Genomic DNA, 20,905 nt, shown 5'->3' on the forward strand with positions numbered 1-20,905 from the left:
TGCGTCCGCGAGACCGCGGACCCTCCATGGTAGGCGCTGCCGACTGATCACACCTTGCGCTCCCAGATCCCCTCGCTGCCGACGCCGACGAACCCGACCGCCTCGTTCACGTCGAGCATCGGCCGGTTCTCCTCGGCGTTGAACGTCACGATGGACGGGTGCCCCGGGTGGTCACGCTCGATCGTCTCGATCCCGACGACCTTGAGCAGCCAGCCGAGCCGGTGCCCGCGGTGTTCCCGGAGGACGAGCGTGTCCCACTGGAACACGGGCTGGTCGCGGTCGTCCGGCACGGACAGCTGCGTGAAACCCACCAGGGTGGTGCTCGGGACGTGTTCGATCGCGACGGTGAGCATCGTCCTGGGGGAGCCCTCGAGGTGTTCCTCGTGTTCCTGCAGCCGCTCGACGGTCCACACGTCCTCCGGCTCCTCCATGTCCCCCTCTGGTGCGTCGGTGCTCATCCGGGTCTCGAGCAGGGCGATGCCCGCCTGCCACTCGGTCGGCGTGCGACCCGTCCAGGAGTGCACGCGGTAGTCGGGACCTGCCGCGGTCGATGCCCGCTCGTGCAGGGTCTGCACCACCGAGTGGTCGGCCGGCAGCGCGAGTCGACTGATGCGGTTCACCTGGCCGAACCGCCAGCCTCGGCCGGTCAGGAAGCGGACCCCTGGCTCGTCCGACGGGACGGCGCCGAACCCGGTCGGGGCGACGACGTACCCGGGGCCGGCAGCGGGGCCGACCTGCCGCGACACCGCGTAGGTCTTCCACTGGGTGCGGCCCTCGGCGCGGGCGATGCCCTCGATGTGGTCGGCGAGCAGGGTGCCGATCCCGCGGCGACGGTGCTCGGGGTCGACGCCGATCGAGATCCAGCAGTTCGGGGTGCCCTCGGCGGTCTTCGAGTCGTACGCGCCGGCGGCGACGACGATGCCTCCGTCTCCGGAATCTGCCGTCTCGTCCCGGACGACGAACAGTCGGCTCGGTGCCTCCGGATCGTGCTGCAGGGGGAGCTGTTCCTCGGCCTTCCAGGCGAGCTCGGCCAGGCCGTGGACGGCGACCTCTGAGCGGTTCGACACGTCGACCCACTCGCGGAACGCCCGCACCTTCGCAGGGTCGTCGGTCATGGTGGCGGGGACGTCGAGTTCGACGACGCGGTACACGGTGTGGTTCCTTCCGCCGCCCGTGCCGTCTGCAGGGCAGCCGAGCAGCATATCGGGGGAGCGCCTGTGCCCGCTAAGATTCCGTACCGTGCTGCTCTCCGACCGCGACATCACCGCCCAGCTCGCTGCAGGCCGGATCGGCCTCGATCCCCGCGATCTCTCGCTCGTCCAGCCGTCGAGCGTCGACGTGCGCCTCGACAAGTTCTTCCGGCTGTTCGACAACCACAAGTACCCCCACATCGACCCGGCCGTGGACCAGCCCGACCTCACCCGTCTGGTCGAGACCGATCCGGACGAGGCCTTCGTGCTGCATCCAGGTGAGTTCGTGCTGGGGTCGACGTACGAGGTCGTCACGCTCCCCGACGACATCGCCGCCAGGCTCGAGGGCAAGAGCTCGCTCGGCCGTCTCGGACTCCTGACGCACTCGACCGCCGGGTTCATCGACCCCGGGTTCTCCGGCCACGTGACCCTGGAGCTCTCGAACGTCGCGACCCTGCCCATCAAGCTCTGGCCGGGCATGAAGATCGGGCAGCTCTGCTTCTTCCAGCTGTCGAGCCCCGCGGACAAGCCGTACGGCTCCGCCGAGTACCAGTCGCGGTACCAGGGCCAGCGTGGCCCGACACCGTCGCGGTCGGCGCAGAACTTCCACCGGACGGACGTCTCCGTCCGCGACTGACGACCTCGCGGACGGGCCACACGCACCGCTCCGACACGCGGGGCAGAACGATCAGTGCGCGAGATGATACGAAATTTCTCATCTTGTGTATCGTGGCGTCATGTCAGGTGTCCTTGCACGACCCGCGGACCGACTGTCCGCGGCCGACCTCATCCGTGACGCGCGACACCGTGCCGAGCTGACCCAGGTCCAGCTCGCGAAGCGGGCGGGCGTCACGCAGAGCGTCATCAGCACCTACGAGAACGGTCGACGCGAGCCGTCCCTCGCGGCGCTCCAGCGGTTGCTCTTCGCCGCGGGCTTCATGACCGTCATCGACCTGGAGCCCGTCGCCGATCCGCCGCCGCTCCGCGAACGAGTCGCCGCCGCCCGACTCGAGCTGCTCGAGGTCATCACACGACTCGGCGGGATGAACCCGCGACTGTTCGGCAGCGTCGCCCGGGGCGAGGACGGCCCGGACAGTGACGTCGACCTGATGGTGGACCTGCGGCCGGGGCTCGGGATCTTCGCCCTCATGCGCATCCAGGACGCCGCGGAGCAGGTACTCGGCGTGCGCGTCGACGTCGTCGCGGCGGCCGGCATGAGCGAGGACGTCGTCCGGGACGCGGTGCCGCTGTGAACCGCGACGTCCCAGAGCGGCTCGACGACGTCATCCGGGCGTGCGGGGTCATCGACCGGTACGTCTCGGACACGTCGCTGCCGGAGGACCTCGTCTACGACGCGGTCCGGATGCGCCTCGTCGAGATCGGCGAGGCCGTGCGGATGCTCCCGGTGGCGGTGACGGCCGGCGAGCCGGGCATCCCGTGGTCGCGGGTCTCGCTCCTCGGCGAACGACTCACCCGGCGCTACTTCGACACGACGCCGGCAATCGTGCTCGGGACCGCTCGGGTGGACGTCCCGCACCTCTGCGAGGCGGCCCGCCGCCTGCGTGCCCGCCACGCGTAGCTGCCCGTCGGCGCTCGCGCTCGCGTGCCGAGTCTCGCGTACCGGCCCCGAGTCTCGCCCTGGGCGACAGTTCTCGTGGTCGGAGGCCCGAGAACTGTCGCTGAGGCCGAGTCTCGGCCCTGGTACCGGCTCGCGCCGCACCGGACGGGAGGCTTGTGGCGGGCCCGCCTTGAGCCTCCCGTCCGGTGGTGGCCGGGCCCGGTCCGCGCACCCCGGCAGCATGCCCGGATGCGAGTCTCGCGCTCAGCGACGGTGCTTGCGCCCGGGGGCGCGAGAAATGTCGCTGAGGCCGAGACTCGGGCCTGCGGCGCCGAGACTCGGCGTCGCGCCCGGGAACGGGACAGGGCCCCGTCCGCGATGCGGACGGGGCCCTGTCGGGTGCTGTGTTGCTTACTTGCCGGCCTCGGCCAGCTTCTCGAGGGTGTCGTTGCCCTTGTAGGCCTCGACGGCGTTGTCCTTGGTGACGAGGATCGGGGTGAGCTCGATCGCGGGGACCGTCTTCACGCCGTTGTAGTTGTTCGTCTTGTCGATCTTGGTGTCGGGCTTGTCGCCCTTGGCCAGCGTCGAGACCAGGTCCACGGCCGCCTGGGCTTCTTCCGTGGTGTTCTTGTAGATCGTCGAGTACTGCTCGCCGCTCATGATGAGCGGGATCGACGCGGTCTCCGAGTCCTGCCCGGTGACGACGGGGTTGTCCTTGCCGGCGGCCTTGGTCGCGGTCAGGATCGCACGGGCGAGGGTGTCGTTCGGCGACAGGACGCCGTCGAGCTTGGTGTCACCCGTGTAGTACTGCGACAGGAGGTCCGTCATGCGGGACTGGGCCTTCTGCGCGAGCCAGCCCTGCGTGTTGACCTTGCCGAAGGTGGTCTGACCCGAGACGACCTTGAGCGTGCCGTCGTCGATCTTCGGCTGCAGGACGCTCATCGCACCGTTGAAGAACACGGTCGCGTTGGCGTCGTCGGGCGAACCGGCGAAGAGCTCGACGTTGTACGGTCCGTTGCCCTTCTTCTCCTTGAGGCCCTTGAGGAGCGCGTTGGCCTGCAGCTGGCCGACCTTGTAGTTGTTGAACGCGACGTAGTAGTCGACGTTCTTGGTGTTCAGGATGTTGCGGTCCCAGGCGATGACGACGGCGCCAGAGGACTTCGCCGACTTCACCTGCGAGGTGAGCTGCGAGCCGTCGGCCGCACCGATGATGACGGCCTTCGCACCCTTGGTGATCATGCCCGAGATCTGCGACTGCTGGTCCGGGACGGGGTTGCCGGCGTTGGCGTACTGGATGTCGGCCTTGAAGCCGGCGTCCTCGATCGACTTCTTGAACGCGGCACCCGCGAGGACCCAGTTCTGCGAGGTCTTCGCCGGGAGCGCCACGCCGATGAGGTCGCCCTTCTTGATGGCCGCGTCGGAACCGCTGCCGGAGTCCGAGCCACGTGCGGAGCAGCCGCTGAGGGCGAGACCCGCGATGAGCGCCAGGCTGAGGCCGGCGACGATCTTCTTGCGCATGTGATTGCTTTCTCTTCGTTGAGGAGGAATGGGGCCGGAGCCCCGCTGTGGGGAATGGGTGAGCTAGGGGAGGGTGATCTTCTCGGGCTGGTCCTCGATGGACTTCGGCTGCTGCGCGGCCACAGCGTCCTGCTGGGTCTCCTTGCGCTGGAACTGCCGCATCATGCCGCCGATCAGGGACGGACGCCCCTGCGACTTCGAGTAGACGTCGAAGGCGACGGCGACGAGCAGGACGAGACCACGGATGATCTGCACCTTGTTCGACTCGATGCCCATGAGCTGCAGGCCGTTCGACAGCAGCGCCATGACGAGACCACCGATGATCGACCCGGAGATCGTGCCGACACCACCGGCGACGGCCGCACCACCGACGAACACGGCGGCGATCGCGTCGAGCTCCCAGCCGGTGCCGTCAGCAGGACCGGACGCGCCGGAGTAGCCGACGAACACCATGCCGGCGATCGCGGCGAGGACGGACATGTTCATCATGACGAAGAAGTTGACCTTCCGCGCGCTGACGCCGGAGAGGATCGCGGCGTTGGCGTTGCCGCCGACGGCGTAGACCTGGCGGCCGAAGATCGTGTTCTTCGTAACGAAGCCGTAGATGATCGTCAGGACGCCGAGGATGATCGCGACGATCGGGACCGAGGTGCCGACGGGGCCGGCTGCGAACAGGTACGTCGCGACGAGCGTCACGGCGACGAGCACACCGGTGCGGACGACCGAGACCCACAGCGGCGGGACCTCTGCCTGCATCTTCCGGCGACGGGACCGCCCGCGCGCCTCGATGATGATGAGCGCGGCGACGGTGACGAGACCGATCAGGACGGTGCCGTTCGAGAACGGGGTACCCGGACCGAAGTCCGGGATGAACCCGGCGCCGATCGTCGTGTAGCTGTCCGGCACGGGGACGGAGGTCGAGTTGCCGATGATCTGGTTCGCACCGCGGAAGATCAGCTGACCGGCCAGCGTCACGATGAACGCGGGGACCCGGACGAACGCGACCCAGAAGCCCTGCCACGCGCCGATCAGGGCGCCGCACACCAGGCCGAGGACGATCGCGGCCCACACCGGGAAGTGCCACACGGCCATCGACTGGGCGACGACGATGCCGACGACCGCCGCGACCGATCCGACCGACAGGTCGATGTGGCCGGCGATGATCACCATCACCATGCCGAGCGCCAGGATGAGGATGTAGGAGTACTGCAGGAACAGGTTGATGACGTTCGTGGGCTCCAGGATGAGCCCGTTCGTCGTGACCGAGAAGATGGCGAGGATCGCGATCAACGCGATGATCATGCCGTACTGGCCGATGCTGTTGCCCTTACCGAAGAGCAGTCTCAAGTTCTTCATTTCGCGAGTGCGCCCTTCCGCGCGGAGGTCATGCTGCGCATGAGCGTTTCCGGATCGGCCTGGTCGGCCGGTACGTCGTTGGTGATCTGGCCCTCGAAGATCGTGTAGATCCGGTCGGAGAGGCCCAGGAGTTCGGGAAGCTCGGACGAGATGAGGATGATGCCCTTCCCCTCGGCCGCGAGCTGCTGGATGATGCCGTAGATCTCGAACTTGGCGCCCACGTCGATGCCGCGGGTCGGTTCGTCGAGGATGAGCAGGTCCGGATCGGTGAACATCCACTTCGACAGGACGACCTTCTGCTGGTTCCCGCCGGAGAGCTTCCCGACGTTCTCCTCGACGGTCGGCACCTTGGTGCGGAGCAGTTTCCGGTACTTCTCGGCGACGTCGTACTCCTCGAGGGAGTCCACGACGCCGGCCTTCGAGATCTTGTGCAGGTCGGCGGACACCGTCGAGCGCTTCACGGTGTCGAGCAGGTTCAGGCCGAGGGCCTTGCGGTCCTCGGACACGTAGCCGAGCCCGGCGTCGATCGCCTGCTGGACGTTGTTGAGCTTGATCTCCTGGCCGTCCTTGAAGACCTGGCCGCCGAGGAACGTGCCGTAGGAGTGGCCGAAGATGCTCATCGCGAGCTCGGTGCGGCCGGCGCCCATGAGCCCGGCGAACCCGACGATCTCGCCGCGCTTCACGTGGAAGTTCGAGCCCTTGCAGACCAGGCGGGACGAGTCGAGGGGGTGCTGCACGGTCCAGTCGCGGACCTCGAAGAAGGTCTCGCCGATCTTCGGGGTGCGGTCGGGGAAGCGGGACTCGAGCGAGCGGCCGACCATCCCGCGGATGATGCGGTCCTCGTTGACGCCGTCCGCCTTGACGTTGAGCGTCTCGATGGCCTTGCCGTCACGGATGATCGTGATGCTGTCGGCGATCTGCTCGATCTCGTTGAGCTTGTGGCTGATGATGATGCTCGAGATGCCCTTGGCCTTCAGACCGACGATCAGGTCGAGCAGGTGCTGCGAGTCGTTCTCGTTGAGCGCCGCGGTGGGCTCGTCGAGGATGAGGAGCTTGACGTCCTTGTGCAGGGCCTTGGCGATCTCGACCAGCTGCTGCTTGCCGACACCGATGTTCTTGATCTGCGTGTCCGGGTCGTCGGCGAGGCCGACGCGGGCGAGCAGGTCTTGGGCGCGGAGCTGGGCCGTGGTCCAGTCGATCGCCCCGAAGCGGCTCGGCTCGTTGCCGAGGAACAGGTTCTCGGTGATCGAGAGCTCCGGGATGAGCGCGAGCTCCTGGTGGATGATGACGATGCCGGCCTGCTCGGACTGCTTGATGTCCTTGAAGCGGACCTCTTCGCCTTCGTAGACGATCTCGCCCGTGTAGGTGCCGTACGGGTAGACGCCGGACAGGACCTTCATGAGGGTCGACTTGCCCGCACCGTTCTCGCCGCAGATCGCGTGGATCTCACCGGCGCGGACCGTGAGCGAGACGTCCGCGAGGGCCTTGACACCAGGGAACTCCTTGGTGATCGACCGCATCTCGAGGATGGTCTCGGGTGCGGTGATCGACCGGGTCTCGAGTCCGGTGTCGATCGGGTTTGACGCCACTGTGCATCTCCTTCTGCCGCTTCGGTGCGGCAGTCCTTCGGTGGTTCTGCGAGCGGCAGCGAAGGCACAGGGAGTCTGTGTGGACTTCGTTGTCGCGTCCGGTGTCCCAGTCTGTGTGACGGTCCATGTGAACGGTCACATCGGCTGGAACGGAGGTAATACTACGCACGGCGTCGGCGCGGGTGTCAATTCGGATTGGTCGCGTTTCGGTAACGGCCCGCAGTTCCGCGCCGTCGGGCCGCACGGTGACCCTCGATGTGGGGTCGCTTCCCCGGCGTGGCGGGCATCGGACGGGAGGCTCGGGGCGGCCTGGCCACGAGCCTCCCGTCCGCCGTTCTGGCCGGTCTCGGCGGTGGGCCGAATCGCGCGTGGGGAGCCGAATCGCGCGTAGGAGGTCGAAAATTCCGACCTCCTACGCGCGGAACGGCCTCTTCCGCGCGGAACGACCGCCCGCGCGGAACAGCCTCCTCCGCGCGGAACGGTCCGCTACCCGCGGTGCCGCGGCGCGCTGGTGGAGGCGCGGACCACCAGCTGGGGGACGATCTCGATCGGGCGGAGCACATCGCCCTCGTGGGGGAGGAGCAGGTCCACGCAGCGTCGCCCGAGCTCCGCGAAGTCGACCTGCACGGTGGTCAGCGGCGGCCAGAAGTGCTTCGCCTCCGGGATGTCGTCGTACCCCACCACGGACAGGTCTCCCGGCACGTCGAGCCCGTACGACCGCGCCGCGTGCATCACCCCGAGCGCCATGGCGTCGTTCGAGCAGAACACCGCCGTGCAGTCCCGCCATCGAAGGAGCTCGCGGCCGGCGTGGTACCCGAAGTCCGCGGTCCAGTCGCCCAGGATCGGCGGTTGCACGGGCTTGTCGCGGTCGGACATCTCGCGGAGGAAGCCCTGCATGCGGGCGTCGGCCTCGATCCAGTCCTGCGGTCCCGCGATGTGCCTGATGTACTCGTGGCCGAGGTCGAGCAGGTGCGCCGTGGCCAGGCGCGCGCCCTCCATCTGGTCGACCCAGAGCGCCGTCGGGTCCTCGCCGATGCTCGAGCGCAGGGTGATGTACGGCGTCCGGACGCCCAGCTCCTCGATGAGGTCGAACACCCGCTGCTGCGGCGCGATGACGATCATGCCCTCGACGTCCTGGTCCAGCAGGTGCCCGAGCCCGTCGCGTACGGCGGCGTCGGTCGGCTCGGCGATGTTCGCCGTCGTGACCGAGTACCCGCGCGCGACGGCCGAGTCCTCGATCGCCTGCATCGTGACCGCGGGGCCGTAGTGCGAGCGCTGTGCCGTCAGCACCCCGATCGTCCGGGTCCGGCTCGTCACCAGCGCGCGTGCTGCGCGGTTCGGCCGGTACTGCAGCTGCTCCATGGCAGCGACCACGCGCTCCCGTGTCTCGGCGCGGATCGCGTCCGAGTTGTTGAGCACCCGCGACACGGTCTGGTGCGACACCCCGGCGACCCGCGCGACATCGCGGATGCTGGGCGATCGCGGTTGCTGTGCCCGCGTCGACGCCATTGCTACTCGTTCCCGCTCGGTCTGCTGGCACGCCCATGTGCACGTTCACATTCCGAGCCAGATCATTATGCACGTCCGGATGCTCGGCGCCACCTGAGCGTGTACGTCCGGGCAGCGCGGCGGTGTGTCGCGCTGCCCGGACGCGCTGTCAGAGCCAGTTGCGCTTGCGGAACACCACCCACAGCACGCCGGCCAGGGCGAGCATCGCGACGATCGCGGCCGGGTAGCCGTACCGCCAGTGCAGCTCGGGCATGTGGTCGAAGTTCATCCCGTAGACGCCGGCGATGAGCCCCGGCGCGAACAGGATCGCCGCCCACGATGAGATCTTCTTCACCTCTTCGCCCTGCTGGTGCGCGGCACGGGCGAGCTGCCGGCTCTCCTCGCCCTGCGCGAGGCTCGCGCTGGTCATCCGCCGCATGGCCTCGTTCTGCTCCTGCGACACCAGGGTCGAGTGCAGGGTCAGGGCGTTCTCGAGCAGGGCGCGGAACGAGTCGATGCGTTCGGTCACCCGCAGCGCGTGGTCCATCACGTCGCGCAGCCGGTGCTGGACGTCCTCGTCGACCGCGTACTTGTCGGCGCCCCGGAGCAGCCCCTTCACCATCGCGGGGACCGGCTTCGTCGCACGCTGGAACGCCAGGACCTCGCTGAGGAGCTGGTAGATCCGCTTCGAGACGTCGGCGGCGACGTGGCCGGCGAAGAGCTGGTCCTCGATCTCGTCGATCTCGTCCTGCAGCACCTCGACGACCGGGGCGTAGCCGTCCACGACCTCGTCGAGCACCGCGGCGGTCACCGCCTCCGATCCCTTCGCGAGGAACTCGGGGTCCTGCTCGACACGTGCGCGCAGGGCGGCCAGGTCCGGGCGATCGGCGTGCCGGACACTCACCACGAAGCGGCCCCCGACGAACAGGTGCACCTCGCCGAACTCGACCGTGCCCTGGTCGGCGTCGTACCAGGCCGGACGCAGCACCACGAACAGGGTGTCGCCGTAGCGCTCGAGCTTGGCGCGCTGGTGGCCCTTCATCGCGTCCTCGACGGCGTTCTCGTGCAGGTCGAACTCCGTCGCGACGGACTCCAGCTCACGTGGGTCCGGGCGCAGCAGCCCGATCCACGCGAGGTCGCAGTCCCGTCGTGCATCGAGCGACAGGGTCGATGACGACTCGACGCGACGTCCGTCGACGTAGATCGCGTTGTCGATCATTGCCATGCTGTGCTCCTTCGGTCGGGAGCAGGCAGGCGCGAGTCCGCGCGGGAGAACCGCTGCGGGGCGGTGGATCTAGGACACGGGCACGGGGGCGACCGGAAGGGTCAGCCGGCCCGCGCGAGGATGGTCACCCGACATCGCGCCTCACCTGCCCTTCTGGTTCGTCCTGCGCCGCGGAGTGTCCCGCAGCCAACCGCCGAGCGTACGCCTGTCGTCCGCGATTCCCAAACGAACACGAGCGCCGACGGGCCACATGCCCCAGACGTCGCCTTCGACGACGCGACCGCCACGGCACCGGCGCCGAGGGCAGCATCACCTCCGCCTTGTCGCAGACGAGTCCGCCCGCGATGGCCGGCACGTCGGTGTCGTCCCGAAGCCAGGTGATCACCCACGGCATGCAGCCAGGGAGGATCTCGATCGCGTCGGGCCTCGCCTGCTCGACGACCCGGGGGAGCTGGTGGTACGAGAACGAGTCGACGAGGAAGAACCGCTGCACGGCGACCAGTCCGGCGCGCTTGGCGGCGCGGACGAGGTTCGACTTCGCGGAGAGGACCGCGTCGGCCACGGAGTGCCGGGTGATCCACGTCACGACGACATCCCGCGCGGCGAACCCGTGTCGCGATGCGCCATCGTCATGCGCACCATCGACGATGCCCGGGGTGGGCGCGCGGTGGCGCTCGTCGGACAACCCACGCGCCCGGGCGTGGAGCGGCGCCTGCGTGGCTTGCCCACCCCTGTTCGGGAGTACTAACCTGCTGACGTTCAGTACTCTGAATATTACACATAGGGGTGTCATGAAAAAGGGGAACTCGATCACGGTGGGACTCGTGATCGCTTCAGTGGGTGTGATGGCGCTCGCCTTCGTGCCGGTGCTTCGCGAGGTGGCGGTTGCGTGGTGGCTGCTCGGTCTGGCGGGGCTGATCGTCGCTCTCGTCGTCAGGAAGAAGCCGCATCGCGGGAAGGCGAGGACCGCTGTGATCTCGGCGACGGCGTTCGTTGCTGCTGATGCCGCAGCGATTGCGCTCGTTGGGGCGATAGCTCCGACATCCGCTCGGGCGGCAGAAGTCGACGAACTCGGCGGGTACTCCGGCGCGGGCCACATCGGCCGACTGGCGTCGGAACTCAGCGAATTGGCGCCGGCATCGGCTGAGATGGCGATCGGTGATGCGCAGCGCATTCGATACGAGCCGAGGTCGGGCCTGACGATGGATTGGGCTGCTGCGACGGCTTACGACTACGAAAGCTCGACGGTGGTGTCTGTTCCGTTGAGCGGGACCGACATTCCAGCGATGACCAAGGTCTCCTTCCTGACGTCGGGAGGGGCGACGTCCGTGACGGAGATGGCGTCGGGGATGGTGTCGGCCACAGAAGCGCACTTTGCGATGTGGCAGGACGGCACACTCACGAAGAACGTCCAGCTCACGGAAGGGAGCGCCGAAGCTCAGCAGTCGTCCATCGGGACTCACGGCCTTGACTGGAACCGGCTCAACAACTGCCTGAACAGCATCGGGATCAGCTGGGCCGTGATCGCGATTCTGGGTGTGGCGTGCGGTGCTGCATGCGCGACGGCGGTGCTCTGTGCGCCATGCCTCGCCGCGGCGGCAGGGTTCACCACCGGGACGATTGCGAAGTGCGTCTCGAACGCTTGGTCGTGACGGTCGCGAGCTGACGAGTCTTGGCGCGCGAGGAAGACTCGCGCGCCACGACTCGTTCTGGGACGAGGTCAGTCGAGCGCGCGGACCGGCAGTTCGGCGAGCTGCCAGCCGAGCCACGGGCTGAACGCGAACGGCGCTGCCGAGACCGCGGCGCGCAGCTTCTCCTCCGAGAGCCACACCCACTCGGACACCTCGTCGTCGGCGGGCTCCGGGTCGTGGTCGGCGACCGCGCGGAACACCGGGCAGACCTCGTTCTCGACGATGCCGGACGCGTCGACCGCGCGGTAGCGGAAGTCCGGCAGGACCTCCTCGATGCCGTGCAGGGTCATGCCCAGCTCGCGTGCGGCCCGGCGGGCGATGGCGTCCTCGAACGACTCGTCGGGACCGGGGTGTCCGCAGAACGAGTTCGTCCACACCCCCGGCCAGGTCTTCTTCGCCAGCGCACGACGGGTCACGAGGATGTCGCCCGCCTCGTTGGTCACGTGGCAGCTGAACGCCAGGTGGAGGGGCGTGTGGTCTGTGTGCACCGTGAACTTGTCCGCCACGCCGATCGGGGTACGGTCGTCGGCGAGAAGCACCACGGTTTCCGGGAATTGGCTCATCTGTCTCGATAGATTAGTTGAATGACGGACGAAGCGGCCACCGTGGCGCACATCGACCTCGCTCTGGTCGACGCGTGCCTCGAGCGTTTCTTCACGGTGTCCTCGGGCAGGGCACAGGCGTTCGGGCGTCCGTCCGAGGAACTCTGGCGGGTGCTCCGCAAGGCGAGCATGGGCGGCAAGCGTTTCCGCCCGCGCATGGTGCTCACCGCGTACGCCGGGCTCGGCGGTGACGACGTGCACGCCGCGTCGCACATCGCGGCTGCGTACGAACTGCTGCACACCGCGCTCGTCGTGCACGACGACGTCATCGACCGGGACTGGTCCCGCCGTGGGCAGCCGAACGTCGCAGGAGCCTTCCGCGACACGGGCACGACGGGTGGGCTCCCGCTGCCGATCGCCGAACACCGGGGGATGAGCGCCGCCGTGATCGCCGGGGACCTGGCGCTCGCCGGAGCCCCGCGATTCATCGAGTCGAGCGGTGTCACGGGCGACCGTCGCACCCGACTGCTCGACCTGTTCGACGACGCCGTGTTCGCCAGCGCCGCGGGCGAGATGGCCGACGTCGACCTGAGCCACGGCGTGATGCCGACGGTGGACGAGGTCCTCCAGATGGAGCGGGCGAAGACGAGCGTGTACTCGTTCGAGGCGCCGCTGCAGTCCGGTGCGGTGCTCGCCGGCGCGGACGAGTCGATCGTGGCCGCGCTCGGTGCCTTCGGCCGTGAGATCGGCATCGCCTACCAGATCGTCGACGACCTGCTCGGGGTGTTCGGTGACGAAGCCGCGACGGGCAAGACCGCCATCGGGGACCTGCGCGAGGGCAAGCGCACCATGCTCATCGCCTACGCCGCCACGACCGACTGCTGGTCCGAGCTCGCGCCGTACCTCGGGGACCCGCACCTGACCGAGGAACGTGCGAGTGCGATGCGCGCGCTCCTGACGTCCTGCGGGGCCAGGGATGCTGCGCTCGTCCGGGTCGAGGAGCACACGGCCCTGGCCCGCGCCGAACTCGCAGCGCTGCCGTACGACCTCGCGGACCGGCTGGAGACGCTCGTGTCCGAGCTGGTGGAGCGCGTCCGGTGACCTCCAGCAACGCCGGGAGCACGCACACCGCGCGGCTCCCGCTCTACGACGCCACGGCAGAGGCGGCGTCCTCCGTCGTCATCGAGCGCTACTCGACGTCGTTCGGCCTGGCATCGCGCCTGCTCACGAAGGACACCAGGGAGCACATCAGGAACGTCTACGCGCTGGTCCGCGTCGCGGACGAGGTCGTGGACGGCCCCGCGACCGAGGCCGGGCTCGCGCCGGACCTCGCCCGCACCGTGCTCGACGAGCTCGAGTCGGACACCGAACGCGCGATGCGCCTGGGGTTCTCGGTGAACCCGGTCGTGCACGCGTTCGCCAGGACCGCCAGGACGATCGGGTTCGGCGCGGAGCTGACGGCCCCGTTCTTCGCCTCGATGCGGATGGACCTCGAGCAGACCGAGCACGACCAGGCCTCGTTCGACGCCTACGTCTACGGCTCGGCGGAGGTCGTCGGGCTGATGTGCCTCCGCGCGTTCGTGTACCGCGCCGGACGGCCGACCTTCGACGAGTCCGTGCTGGTCGAGGGTGCCAGGGCGCTCGGCGCCGCCTTCCAGAAGGTGAACTTCCTCCGCGACCTGCACGCCGACTTCGAGGTGCTCGGCCGGTCGTACTTCCCCGGCGTCGACGTGCGGACGTTCGACGAGGCCACGAAGGACCGACTCGTCGCGGACGTCCAGGCCGACCTCGACACCGCCGCCAGGACCGTCCCGCTGCTGCCGCGGGACGCCCGCAAGGCGGTCGGTCTCGCACACGCGCTGTTCCAGGAGCTGAACGACCGCATCGCCGTCACCCCGGCGGACCGGCTGATCACGACGCGCGTGCGCGTCCCGAACCCCGTCAAGGCGCGGCTCGCCGCGCAGGTGCTCGCCGGTCGCGCGCCGCTGCGGTCGCGCACGGTGACCACAGGACACACTGGAGGCCCCTCATGACCCCGCCACGAGCCTCCAGTCCGAAGAACCAGCCGTCCACTGCCCGCAAGGTCCCCGTCCGTCGCGCCGTCGTGATCGGCGGCGGCATCAGCGGACTCGCGTCCGCCGCACTGCTGGCGCGGGACGGCTTCGCCGTCACCGTGCTCGAGCAGCGCACCCAGCTCGGCGGCCGCGCTGGGTCGTGGGAGCAGGACGGCTTCCGGTTCGACACCGGGCCGTCGTGGTACCTCATGCCCGAGGTGTTCGACCACTTCTTCCAGCTGCTCGGCACCAGCGCCGACGAGCAACTCGACCTCGTGAAGCTCGACCCCGGGTACCGCGTCTACAGCGAGGGGTACGACGACCCGATCGACCTGCGGGCTTCCCGCGAGGACAACCTCGCACTGTTCGAGTCGATCGAGCCGGGGGCCGGCGCCCGGATGGCGAAGTACCTCGACTCCGCTGCCGAGACGTACGAGATGGCCGTCCGGCGCTTCCTGTACGGCACGTTCCAGGACTTCCGGAAGCTCGCGGCTCCCGACGTGCTGCTCCGGATGGGCAAGCTCGCGCGCCTGCTCATCGAGCCGCTGTCGACGTTCGCCGAGTCCGCCGTGCGGGATCGTCGACTGTGGCAGATCCTCGGCTACCCGGCCGTGTTCCTCGGCACGAGCCCGTATGCCGCGCCGAGCATGTACCACCTGATGAGCCACCTGGACCTCGCCGACGGGGTGCTCTACCCGAAGGGCGGCATCACCGAGGTCATCGCGGCCGTGGAACGCGTCGCCCGGGCCGAGGGCGCGCAGATCATCGCCGGCGCCAAGGTCGAGCGGATCCAGGTCGAGGGTGGCCACGTCACCGGCGTCGTCCACCGCGACCGTCGCGGAGCGCAGCACGTCGCACCGGCTGATGTCGTCGTGAGCGCCGCCGACCTGCGGCACACCGAGATGCAGTTGCTCGACCGCGAGCACCGGACGCACGACGAGTCGCACTGGAAGAAGCGCGACCCCGGGCCCTCCGCCGTGCTCGTCTACCTCGGCGTCGACGGGCCGGTTCCTGGGCTCCTGCACCACACGCTGGTGTTCACCGCGGACTGGAAGGCGAACTTCGGCGCGGTGTTCGGTGACGACCGGCACGTGCCCGACCCCGCGTCGATCTACGTCTGCGCCCCGTCCGAGACCGACCCGACCGTCGCACCGCGGGGATCGAGCAACCTGTTCATCCTGGTGCCGCTCCCCGCCGACGTCGGCATCGGCAAGGGCGGGGTCGACGGCGCCGGTGACTACGAGGTCGAGCAGATCGCGGACCGCGCCATCGACGTCGTCGCCGAACGGTCGGGCGTTCCGGACCTCCGCGACCGCATCCGGGTGCGCAAGACGATCGGTCCCCGGGACTTCGCGGACGACTTCAACGCGTGGAGCGGCTCGATGCTGGGGCCGGCGCACACGCTCAAGCAGAGTGCGTTCTTCCGTGAGGGCAACGCCTCCGAGAAGGTCGAGGGGCTCTACTACGCGGGGTCCTCGACGATCCCGGGCATCGGGCTGCCGATGTGCTTGATCAGCGCCGAGGTGCTGCTGAAGCGCATCCACGGGGACACCTCGACCGAGCCGCTGCCGACGCCGCTCGAGCGTGCGGACGGTGTCCCGCCCCGCCCGCAGAAGCGAGCGCCGCGGCGGACGCCGACCACGCCGCCGCCTCCGACCACGACCCCGGCCGCGACGACCTGATGCCAGGGCTGTACCTCCTCGGGCTCCTCGTGGCGCTCACCGGGATGACCGTGCTCGACGCGCGATTCCGACTGTTCTTCTGGCGGGCGCCGTGGCGGGCCGCGGCGGTGATGGCGGTCGGCGTCGCGTTCTTCCTGGTCTGGGACGCCGCTGGTGTGGGGCTCGGCATCTTCTTCATCGGGCAGCAGCGCCTGCTGACCGGCGTCCTGCTGGCGCCGGACGTCCCGCTCGAAGAGGTCTTCTTCCTGCTGCTGCTCGGCTACACGACGATGAACCTGATCGGGTTCATCCGGCCCCGCGTGGCCAGGGCGCTCGATCGGGCGGGGGACCGGTGACCGGCTCCGGCGCGTACGCGCTCCTCAGCCTGCCGTTCTTCGGGGTCGTCGCCGTGGTCGGGATCGTGGCAGCGGTGGTCGCGGCACGTCGCCAGCGCCGGCTCGGGCGAGACGTCCACCGCCGACGCCGCACGGGCGTGGTCACCGGGCTCGTCGCCGGTGTCGTGCTGCTCGTGATGACGATCGTGTTCGACAACGTCATCGTCACGCTCCGCGTCGTCGCCTACGACCCGGCGCTCATCAGCGGCGTGAAGATCGGGGCGATCCCGATCGAGGACCTGGCGTACTCGATCGCGGCCGTCGTCCTGCTGCCGAGCCTCTGGGTGCTGTTCGACCGCAGCCACGGGGCGGACCACGAGACCCAGCCACCCACCGGACAGGAGCACGACCGATGACGGCGACCCCGGCCTCCCGGCAGTCCACGATGCGCGCGCTGTTCACCTCGTCGCGCCCGATCAGCTGGGTGAACACCGCGTACCCGTTCGGCGCCGCCTACCTGCTCGGCAGCGGGGAGCACTTCTCGATCCTCGCGTTCCTGATCGGCGTCGTGTACTTCCTGGTGCCGTACAACCTCGCGATGTACGGCATCAACGACGTCTTCGACTACGAGTCCGACCTGCGGAACCCGCGGAAGGGCGGCGTCGAGGGGGCGCTGCTCGACAAGAGCGTCCACCGGACGACACTCTGGGCGGTCGTCATCACGAACGTGCCCTTCCTCGTCGCGCTCGTGCTGCTGGGCGGCCCGTGGTCGTGGCTCGTCCTCGCGATCAGCGTCTTCGCGGTGATCGCCTACTCGGCACCGGGGCTGCGGTTCAAGGAGAAGCCGTTCCTCGACTCACTGACGTCGTCGACGCACTTCGTGTCGCCGGCGGTCTACGGGCTCGCGCTCGCCGGGACGCACTGGACCGGGCAGCTCGTCGCCGTGTGCGTGGCGTTCTTCCTGTGGGGCGTCGCCTCGCACGCGTTCGGCGCCGTGCAGGACGTGCTCGCCGACCGGGCAGGCGGGATCGGCTCGGTCGCGACCGTGATCGGTGCGCGGGCGACCGTGCGCCTGGCGTTCGTGGCGTACGTGGTGGCCGGGGTCGCGCTGTTGTTCTCGGCGTTCCCGGGGCCGATCGCCGCCGTGGTCGTGATCCCGTACGCGCTGAACGTGCTGCCGTGGTGGAACGTCACGGACGACGGCGCCGAGTCGGCGAACGCGGGGTGGAAGCGGTTCCTGTGGATCAACTACCTCGCCGGCTTCCTGGTGACGATGGCGCTCATCGCCTACGCGTTCACGCGCTGAGCTGTGGCGCGCGGCGCGGGTCGCTTCGCGCGGAGGAAGTCGAATCGCGCGTAGGTGTCCTGGATTCCAGACCACCCACGCGCGAAACGACCTCCCGTGGCATGCGTTGTGGGAAGGAACCGCGCGCCTGACAGACTGGACGCGCGCGACGACAGCGCAGTCGAACACGAAGGAGTGCACGCATGACGGTCCGCATCATCCACGTCGGTCTCGGAGGGTGGGGCGGCAGCTGGGCCCGCACCGCACTTCCCGCGGTGTCGGAGGTCGAGGTGGTCGGGATCGCCGACCCGAGTGCGCCGACGCTCGAGGCCGTCCGGAAGGACCTCGGGCTGCCGGAATCCGCCGCGTTCGGCTCCCTGACCGACGCGCTCCAGACCGTCGACGCCGACGCCGTGGTCATCACCGCCCCGGCCGTCACGCACGTGCCGCTCGCCCTCGAGGCCCTCGCCGCCGGCAAGCACGTCCTGGTCGAGAAGCCCTTCGCCAACAGTGCCGCCGAAGCCGCCGAGGCCGTGCACCTCGCGGAAGAGCTCGGTCTCGTGCTGCAGGTCAGCCAGAACTACCGCTACTACCCGGCGCCCCGCGTCACGAAGGACCTCCTCGCGGCCGGTGCCGTCGGTGAGCTCTCGGCGATCAACATCGACTTCCGCCAGTGGGACAACGACCGCGCGTTCGAGGACCACCCGCACTACCGGTTCCCGCACGCGATGATCAACGACATGGCGATCCACCACTTCGATCTGCTCCGCATGGTCACCGGCAAGGAGGCCGTGCGGGTCTACGCCAGGGCCACCTACCCGTCCTTCAGCAAGTACCAGGACGAGGCGGTCGCGTCGATGCTCATCGAGATGGAGGACGGCATCGTCGTCAGCTACCGCGGCAGCTGGCTCAGCCGCGGGGAGCACACCCCGTGGGCCGGCGAGTGGAGCATCCAGGGCGAGGACGGCGAACTCCAGTTCACCAGCCGGGGCGGGGAGCCCGGCGACGTCAGCTGGGACCGCGTGACCGTCCGGAAGCCCGAGGGGTCCGGTCGGGCGTCCGGGGAGGCCGCTCGGACGTCCGTCGAGCTCCCCACGGCGGAGCACCACGACCGGCAGGGCGGGCTCCAGGCCTTCGCTCGTTCGGTGTCCGGCGGCGACGTCCCGGAGACGAGCGGGCGCGACAACCTCAGGAGCCTCGCGCTCATGGAGGCGGCCACCCGTTCAGCGGCGTCCGGCCTGCCAGAGGACGTCGTCGTCCCGAGCTGAGACCGAGCGGACACCGGGCCGAGACCGAGCGGACACCGGGCCGAGACCGGGCCGACACCGATCATCCGCCACGCGCGAGCCGGACGCAGCCAAGGCCGCGTCCGGCTCGCGACGTGTACGAACGATGTATGGCGAACGACAGTCTCCCCGAGCTCGAACTCGCGAACGTCCGCACGCGTGAACGCATCACCGACACCGTCGAACGCATCCGGCACAAGGTGGACGTCCCCGCGCGCACCCGCCTCGCGATCGCGAAGACGAAGCAGCGCTGGCACCGCGACCCCACCCCGCTCGTCGCGCTCGCCGCGACCGCCGCGGCCGGCATCGCGGCGATCGTGGTGGGTGTCCGGATCCGGAACTCCCCGGCCGCGCGCCTCGACGCACTCCGCACCCCGGCTCCCGTCCCGGTGTTCAAGCCCGTCAAGGTGAGCAAGGACGGGACCGCGAAGGGCGTGCCCGTGTTCGCCCGCAAGGACGACAAGCACAACCCGGTGCTGCAGGACCAGAAGGCCTCCGAGAAGCGCCGCAAGACGGTGCAGAAGCAGGCGAAGAAGGCCGGCAAGCGCGCCGCCAAGCGAGCGAAGAGGATCTGACCATGGCGCGAGAGCACCACAAGCCGGACCCGGACGACCCCCGGAAGGCGGACAGCCCCACGGAGCTGACGAAGCCCACGCTCGTCTACACGCTGAAGAAGACGCTCCGGGAGTTCTCCGCGGACCAGTGCACCGACCTCGCCGCGAGCCTGACGTACTACACGGTCCTGGCGCTCTTCCCCGGGCTGCTGGCGATCGTGTCGATCCTCGGCCTCGTGGGGCAGGCGCAGTCCGTCGTCGACACCCTGCTCGACATCGTCAAGAACGTCGGATCGACGCAGGTCGCAGCACTGCTCGAGGACCCGATCAACAGCCTCGTCCGGTCACCCGCAGCACCCATCACCTTCATCGTCGGTGTCGTCGGCGCGCTCTGGTCGGCCTCCGGGTACGTCGGCGCGTTCGGCCGCGCGATGAACCGCATCTACAACGTCCGCGAGGGCCGGCCGATCTGGAAGCTCCGCCCCACGATGCTCGGTGTCACGCTGTTCACGGTCCTCCTGCTCGTGATCGGACTGCTGGCGCTCGTGAGCGGGCCCATCGCGCGGAGCTTCGGCGACACGATCGGGCTGGGCGACGTGGCCGTCACGGTGCTGTCGATCGTGCAGTGGCCGATCCTGCTCGTCGTCGCGATCATCGTCGTCGCGGTGCTCTACTACTGGTCGCCGAACGTCAAGCAGCCGAAGTTCCGGTGGGTGAGCGGCGGGTCGATCCTCGCGATCCTGATCCTCGTCGTCGCGAGTGTCGGATTCGGGTTCTACGTCGCGAACTTCTCGAACTACAACGCCACGTACGGGTCCCTCGGTGGTGTCATCGTGTTCCTTCTGTGGGTCTGGATCACGAACAACGCGCTGCTGTTCGGCGCGGAGTTCGACGCGGAGCTCGAGCGCGGGCGACAGCTGCAGGCCGGCATCCGTGCCGAGGAGGACATCCAGCTCCCGGAACGCGACACCCGGCAGATCGAGAAGCAGGACGAGAAGCGTGCGCAGGACGTCCTCGACGGGATCAAGATCCGCGAGGGCCGGGGATAGCTCCCGGATGCGTCCGTTACGGTTCCGAGCGTGCCGTCCTTCCTCGAGGGGCTCCCGTTCTGGTGGCTCGTCCTCGCGCTCTTCGTGATCGTGTTCTGCCGCGCGCAGGCCACGTACTGGATCGCGCGCGGAGCAGTCGCCGGCGCATCGCGCTCCCGCTGGGGCCGCTGGCTCGACTCCGCTGCGGTCCGTCGCGGCTCGGCGCTCCTGGACCGGTGGGGGCTCCCCGTCGTGACGGTGAGTTTCGTAACGGTCGGGCTGCAGACGGTGATGAACGCGGCAGCCGGGCTCGCCCGTGTCCCGTGGTGGCGGTACCTGCTCGCGATGGTGCCCGGGTGCGTCGCGTGGGCGTTCCTCTACGCCACCGTCGGGCTCGCGGTGTTCTGGGCCGTCGTCGCGGCGCTCGCTGGCTCACCGTGGGGGATCGCAGCGGTGGCCCTCCTGGTGGTCGCCACCGTCGTCGCGGTGACGGTCGTGCGGCACCGCGGCAGCCGGACGGGAGGCTCGTCCCGCCTTCCGTAGGC

Annotated in this window: 22 protein-coding genes; 14 read left to right on the forward strand and 8 right to left on the reverse strand. The window is 69.2% G+C overall.

Annotated elements, in window-relative coordinates; genetic code table 11:
• Positions 1-47: 47 nt before the first annotated feature.
• The gene (locus tag AAEP80_RS05685) at positions 48-1,151 is read right to left on the reverse strand and encodes a GNAT family N-acetyltransferase (protein WP_420366291.1); all 1,104 of its coding nucleotides are present in this window, start codon (positions 1,149-1,151) and stop codon (positions 48-50) included.
• An 88-nt stretch (positions 1,152-1,239) separates the two neighbouring features.
• On the opposite strand from AAEP80_RS05685, the gene dcd reads away from it, so the two are divergent.
• The 3 genes from dcd (at position 1,240) to AAEP80_RS05700 (ending at position 2,769) form a co-directional block, all read left to right on the forward strand.
• Positions 1,240-1,827: a dCTP deaminase gene (gene dcd / locus AAEP80_RS05690; protein WP_402727958.1), complete on the forward strand. Its 588-nt coding sequence runs from the start codon at positions 1,240-1,242 to the stop codon at positions 1,825-1,827.
• A gap of 100 nt (positions 1,828-1,927) precedes the next feature.
• Complete coding sequence (locus tag AAEP80_RS05695; protein ID WP_413603002.1) at positions 1,928-2,443, forward strand: helix-turn-helix domain-containing protein; 516 nt, start codon at positions 1,928-1,930, stop codon at positions 2,441-2,443.
• Positions 2,440-2,769, forward strand: coding sequence for a DUF86 domain-containing protein (locus AAEP80_RS05700; protein ID WP_420366292.1), 330 nt, complete (start codon positions 2,440-2,442; stop codon positions 2,767-2,769). Before AAEP80_RS05695 ends, AAEP80_RS05700 begins: the two co-directional genes overlap by 4 nt.
• 390 nt (positions 2,770-3,159) lie before the next feature.
• Here the strand turns inward: AAEP80_RS05700 and AAEP80_RS05705 are convergent, their stop codons facing one another.
• From AAEP80_RS05705 to AAEP80_RS05730, 6 genes are all read right to left on the reverse strand, one after another.
• Positions 3,160-4,266, reverse strand: a complete 1,107-nt coding sequence (locus AAEP80_RS05705) for a substrate-binding domain-containing protein (RefSeq protein WP_420366293.1) — start codon at positions 4,264-4,266, stop codon at positions 3,160-3,162.
• 63 nt (positions 4,267-4,329) lie between these two features.
• On the reverse strand, positions 4,330-5,622 hold the full coding sequence (gene mmsB, locus AAEP80_RS05710) for a multiple monosaccharide ABC transporter permease (RefSeq protein WP_413603000.1): 1,293 nt from the start codon (positions 5,620-5,622) through the stop codon (positions 4,330-4,332).
• The gene (mmsA, locus tag AAEP80_RS05715) at positions 5,619-7,142 is read right to left on the reverse strand and encodes a multiple monosaccharide ABC transporter ATP-binding protein (protein ID WP_413603046.1); all 1,524 of its coding nucleotides are present in this window, start codon (positions 7,140-7,142) and stop codon (positions 5,619-5,621) included. The genes mmsB and mmsA overlap by 4 nt, the downstream gene beginning before the upstream one ends.
• Positions 7,143-7,697: 555 nt before the next feature.
• Positions 7,698-8,720 carry a LacI family DNA-binding transcriptional regulator gene (locus AAEP80_RS05720; protein WP_281266737.1) on the reverse strand — a complete coding sequence of 341 codons (1,023 nt, stop codon included), beginning with the start codon at positions 8,718-8,720 and terminating at the stop codon, positions 7,698-7,700.
• Positions 8,721-8,868: 148 nt separating this feature from the next.
• Complete coding sequence (locus tag AAEP80_RS05725) at positions 8,869-9,924, reverse strand: magnesium and cobalt transport protein CorA (protein WP_420366294.1); 1,056 nt, start codon at positions 9,922-9,924, stop codon at positions 8,869-8,871.
• Between the two features lie 124 nt (positions 9,925-10,048).
• Positions 10,049-10,738: a glycerol-3-phosphate responsive antiterminator gene (locus tag AAEP80_RS05730; RefSeq protein WP_420366295.1), complete on the reverse strand. Its 690-nt coding sequence runs from the start codon at positions 10,736-10,738 to the stop codon at positions 10,049-10,051.
• Here AAEP80_RS05730 and AAEP80_RS05735 point away from each other — a divergent pair.
• Positions 10,716-11,576, forward strand: coding sequence for a hypothetical protein (locus tag AAEP80_RS05735; RefSeq protein WP_420366296.1), 861 nt, complete (start codon positions 10,716-10,718; stop codon positions 11,574-11,576). The two genes, AAEP80_RS05730 and AAEP80_RS05735, sit on opposite strands and share 23 nt — an antisense overlap.
• A gap of 68 nt (positions 11,577-11,644) precedes the next feature.
• Here the strand turns inward: AAEP80_RS05735 and idi are convergent, their stop codons facing one another.
• Positions 11,645-12,178, reverse strand: coding sequence for an isopentenyl-diphosphate Delta-isomerase (gene idi, locus AAEP80_RS05740; RefSeq protein ID WP_420366297.1), 534 nt, complete (start codon positions 12,176-12,178; stop codon positions 11,645-11,647).
• Between the two features lie 21 nt (positions 12,179-12,199).
• Between idi and AAEP80_RS05745 the strand changes: the two genes are divergently transcribed.
• The 10 genes from AAEP80_RS05745 (at position 12,200) to AAEP80_RS05790 (ending at position 20,903) form a co-directional block, all read left to right on the forward strand.
• The gene (locus tag AAEP80_RS05745; protein WP_413602997.1) at positions 12,200-13,258 is read left to right on the forward strand and encodes a polyprenyl synthetase family protein; all 1,059 of its coding nucleotides are present in this window, start codon (positions 12,200-12,202) and stop codon (positions 13,256-13,258) included.
• Positions 13,255-14,190 carry a phytoene/squalene synthase family protein gene (locus tag AAEP80_RS05750; protein WP_420366298.1) on the forward strand — a complete coding sequence of 312 codons (936 nt, stop codon included), beginning with the start codon at positions 13,255-13,257 and terminating at the stop codon, positions 14,188-14,190. The genes AAEP80_RS05745 and AAEP80_RS05750 overlap by 4 nt, the downstream gene beginning before the upstream one ends.
• Positions 14,187-15,893, forward strand: a complete 1,707-nt coding sequence (crtI, locus tag AAEP80_RS05755; RefSeq protein ID WP_420366299.1) for a phytoene desaturase family protein — start codon at positions 14,187-14,189, stop codon at positions 15,891-15,893. Before AAEP80_RS05750 ends, crtI begins: the two co-directional genes overlap by 4 nt.
• Complete coding sequence (locus tag AAEP80_RS05760; RefSeq protein WP_281266744.1) at positions 15,893-16,228, forward strand: lycopene cyclase domain-containing protein; 336 nt, start codon at positions 15,893-15,895, stop codon at positions 16,226-16,228. The genes crtI and AAEP80_RS05760 overlap by 1 nt, the downstream gene beginning before the upstream one ends.
• Positions 16,225-16,623, forward strand: coding sequence for a lycopene cyclase domain-containing protein (locus AAEP80_RS05765; RefSeq protein ID WP_420366300.1), 399 nt, complete (start codon positions 16,225-16,227; stop codon positions 16,621-16,623). The genes AAEP80_RS05760 and AAEP80_RS05765 overlap by 4 nt, the downstream gene beginning before the upstream one ends.
• The gene (locus AAEP80_RS05770) at positions 16,620-17,513 is read left to right on the forward strand and encodes a prenyltransferase (protein ID WP_420366301.1); all 894 of its coding nucleotides are present in this window, start codon (positions 16,620-16,622) and stop codon (positions 17,511-17,513) included. The genes AAEP80_RS05765 and AAEP80_RS05770 overlap by 4 nt, the downstream gene beginning before the upstream one ends.
• A gap of 182 nt (positions 17,514-17,695) precedes the next feature.
• Entirely contained in the window at positions 17,696-18,760 is a 1,065-nt protein-coding gene (locus AAEP80_RS05775; protein ID WP_420366302.1) for a Gfo/Idh/MocA family protein, read from the forward strand.
• 128 nt (positions 18,761-18,888) lie between these two features.
• On the forward strand, positions 18,889-19,353 hold the full coding sequence (locus AAEP80_RS05780) for a hypothetical protein (protein ID WP_420366303.1): 465 nt from the start codon (positions 18,889-18,891) through the stop codon (positions 19,351-19,353).
• 2 nt (positions 19,354-19,355) lie between these two features.
• Positions 19,356-20,381, forward strand: coding sequence for a YihY/virulence factor BrkB family protein (locus tag AAEP80_RS05785; protein ID WP_420366304.1), 1,026 nt, complete (start codon positions 19,356-19,358; stop codon positions 20,379-20,381).
• Between the two features lie 30 nt (positions 20,382-20,411).
• A complete protein-coding gene (locus AAEP80_RS05790) occupies positions 20,412-20,903 on the forward strand; it encodes a DedA family protein (protein ID WP_420366305.1) in 492 nt (163 codons plus the stop codon).
• Positions 20,904-20,905 lie beyond the last annotated feature (2 nt).

This window comes from Curtobacterium sp. L3-7, from assembly GCF_048756585.1.
In the GTDB taxonomy this organism is placed as follows: Bacteria; Actinomycetota; Actinomycetes; order Actinomycetales; family Microbacteriaceae; genus Curtobacterium.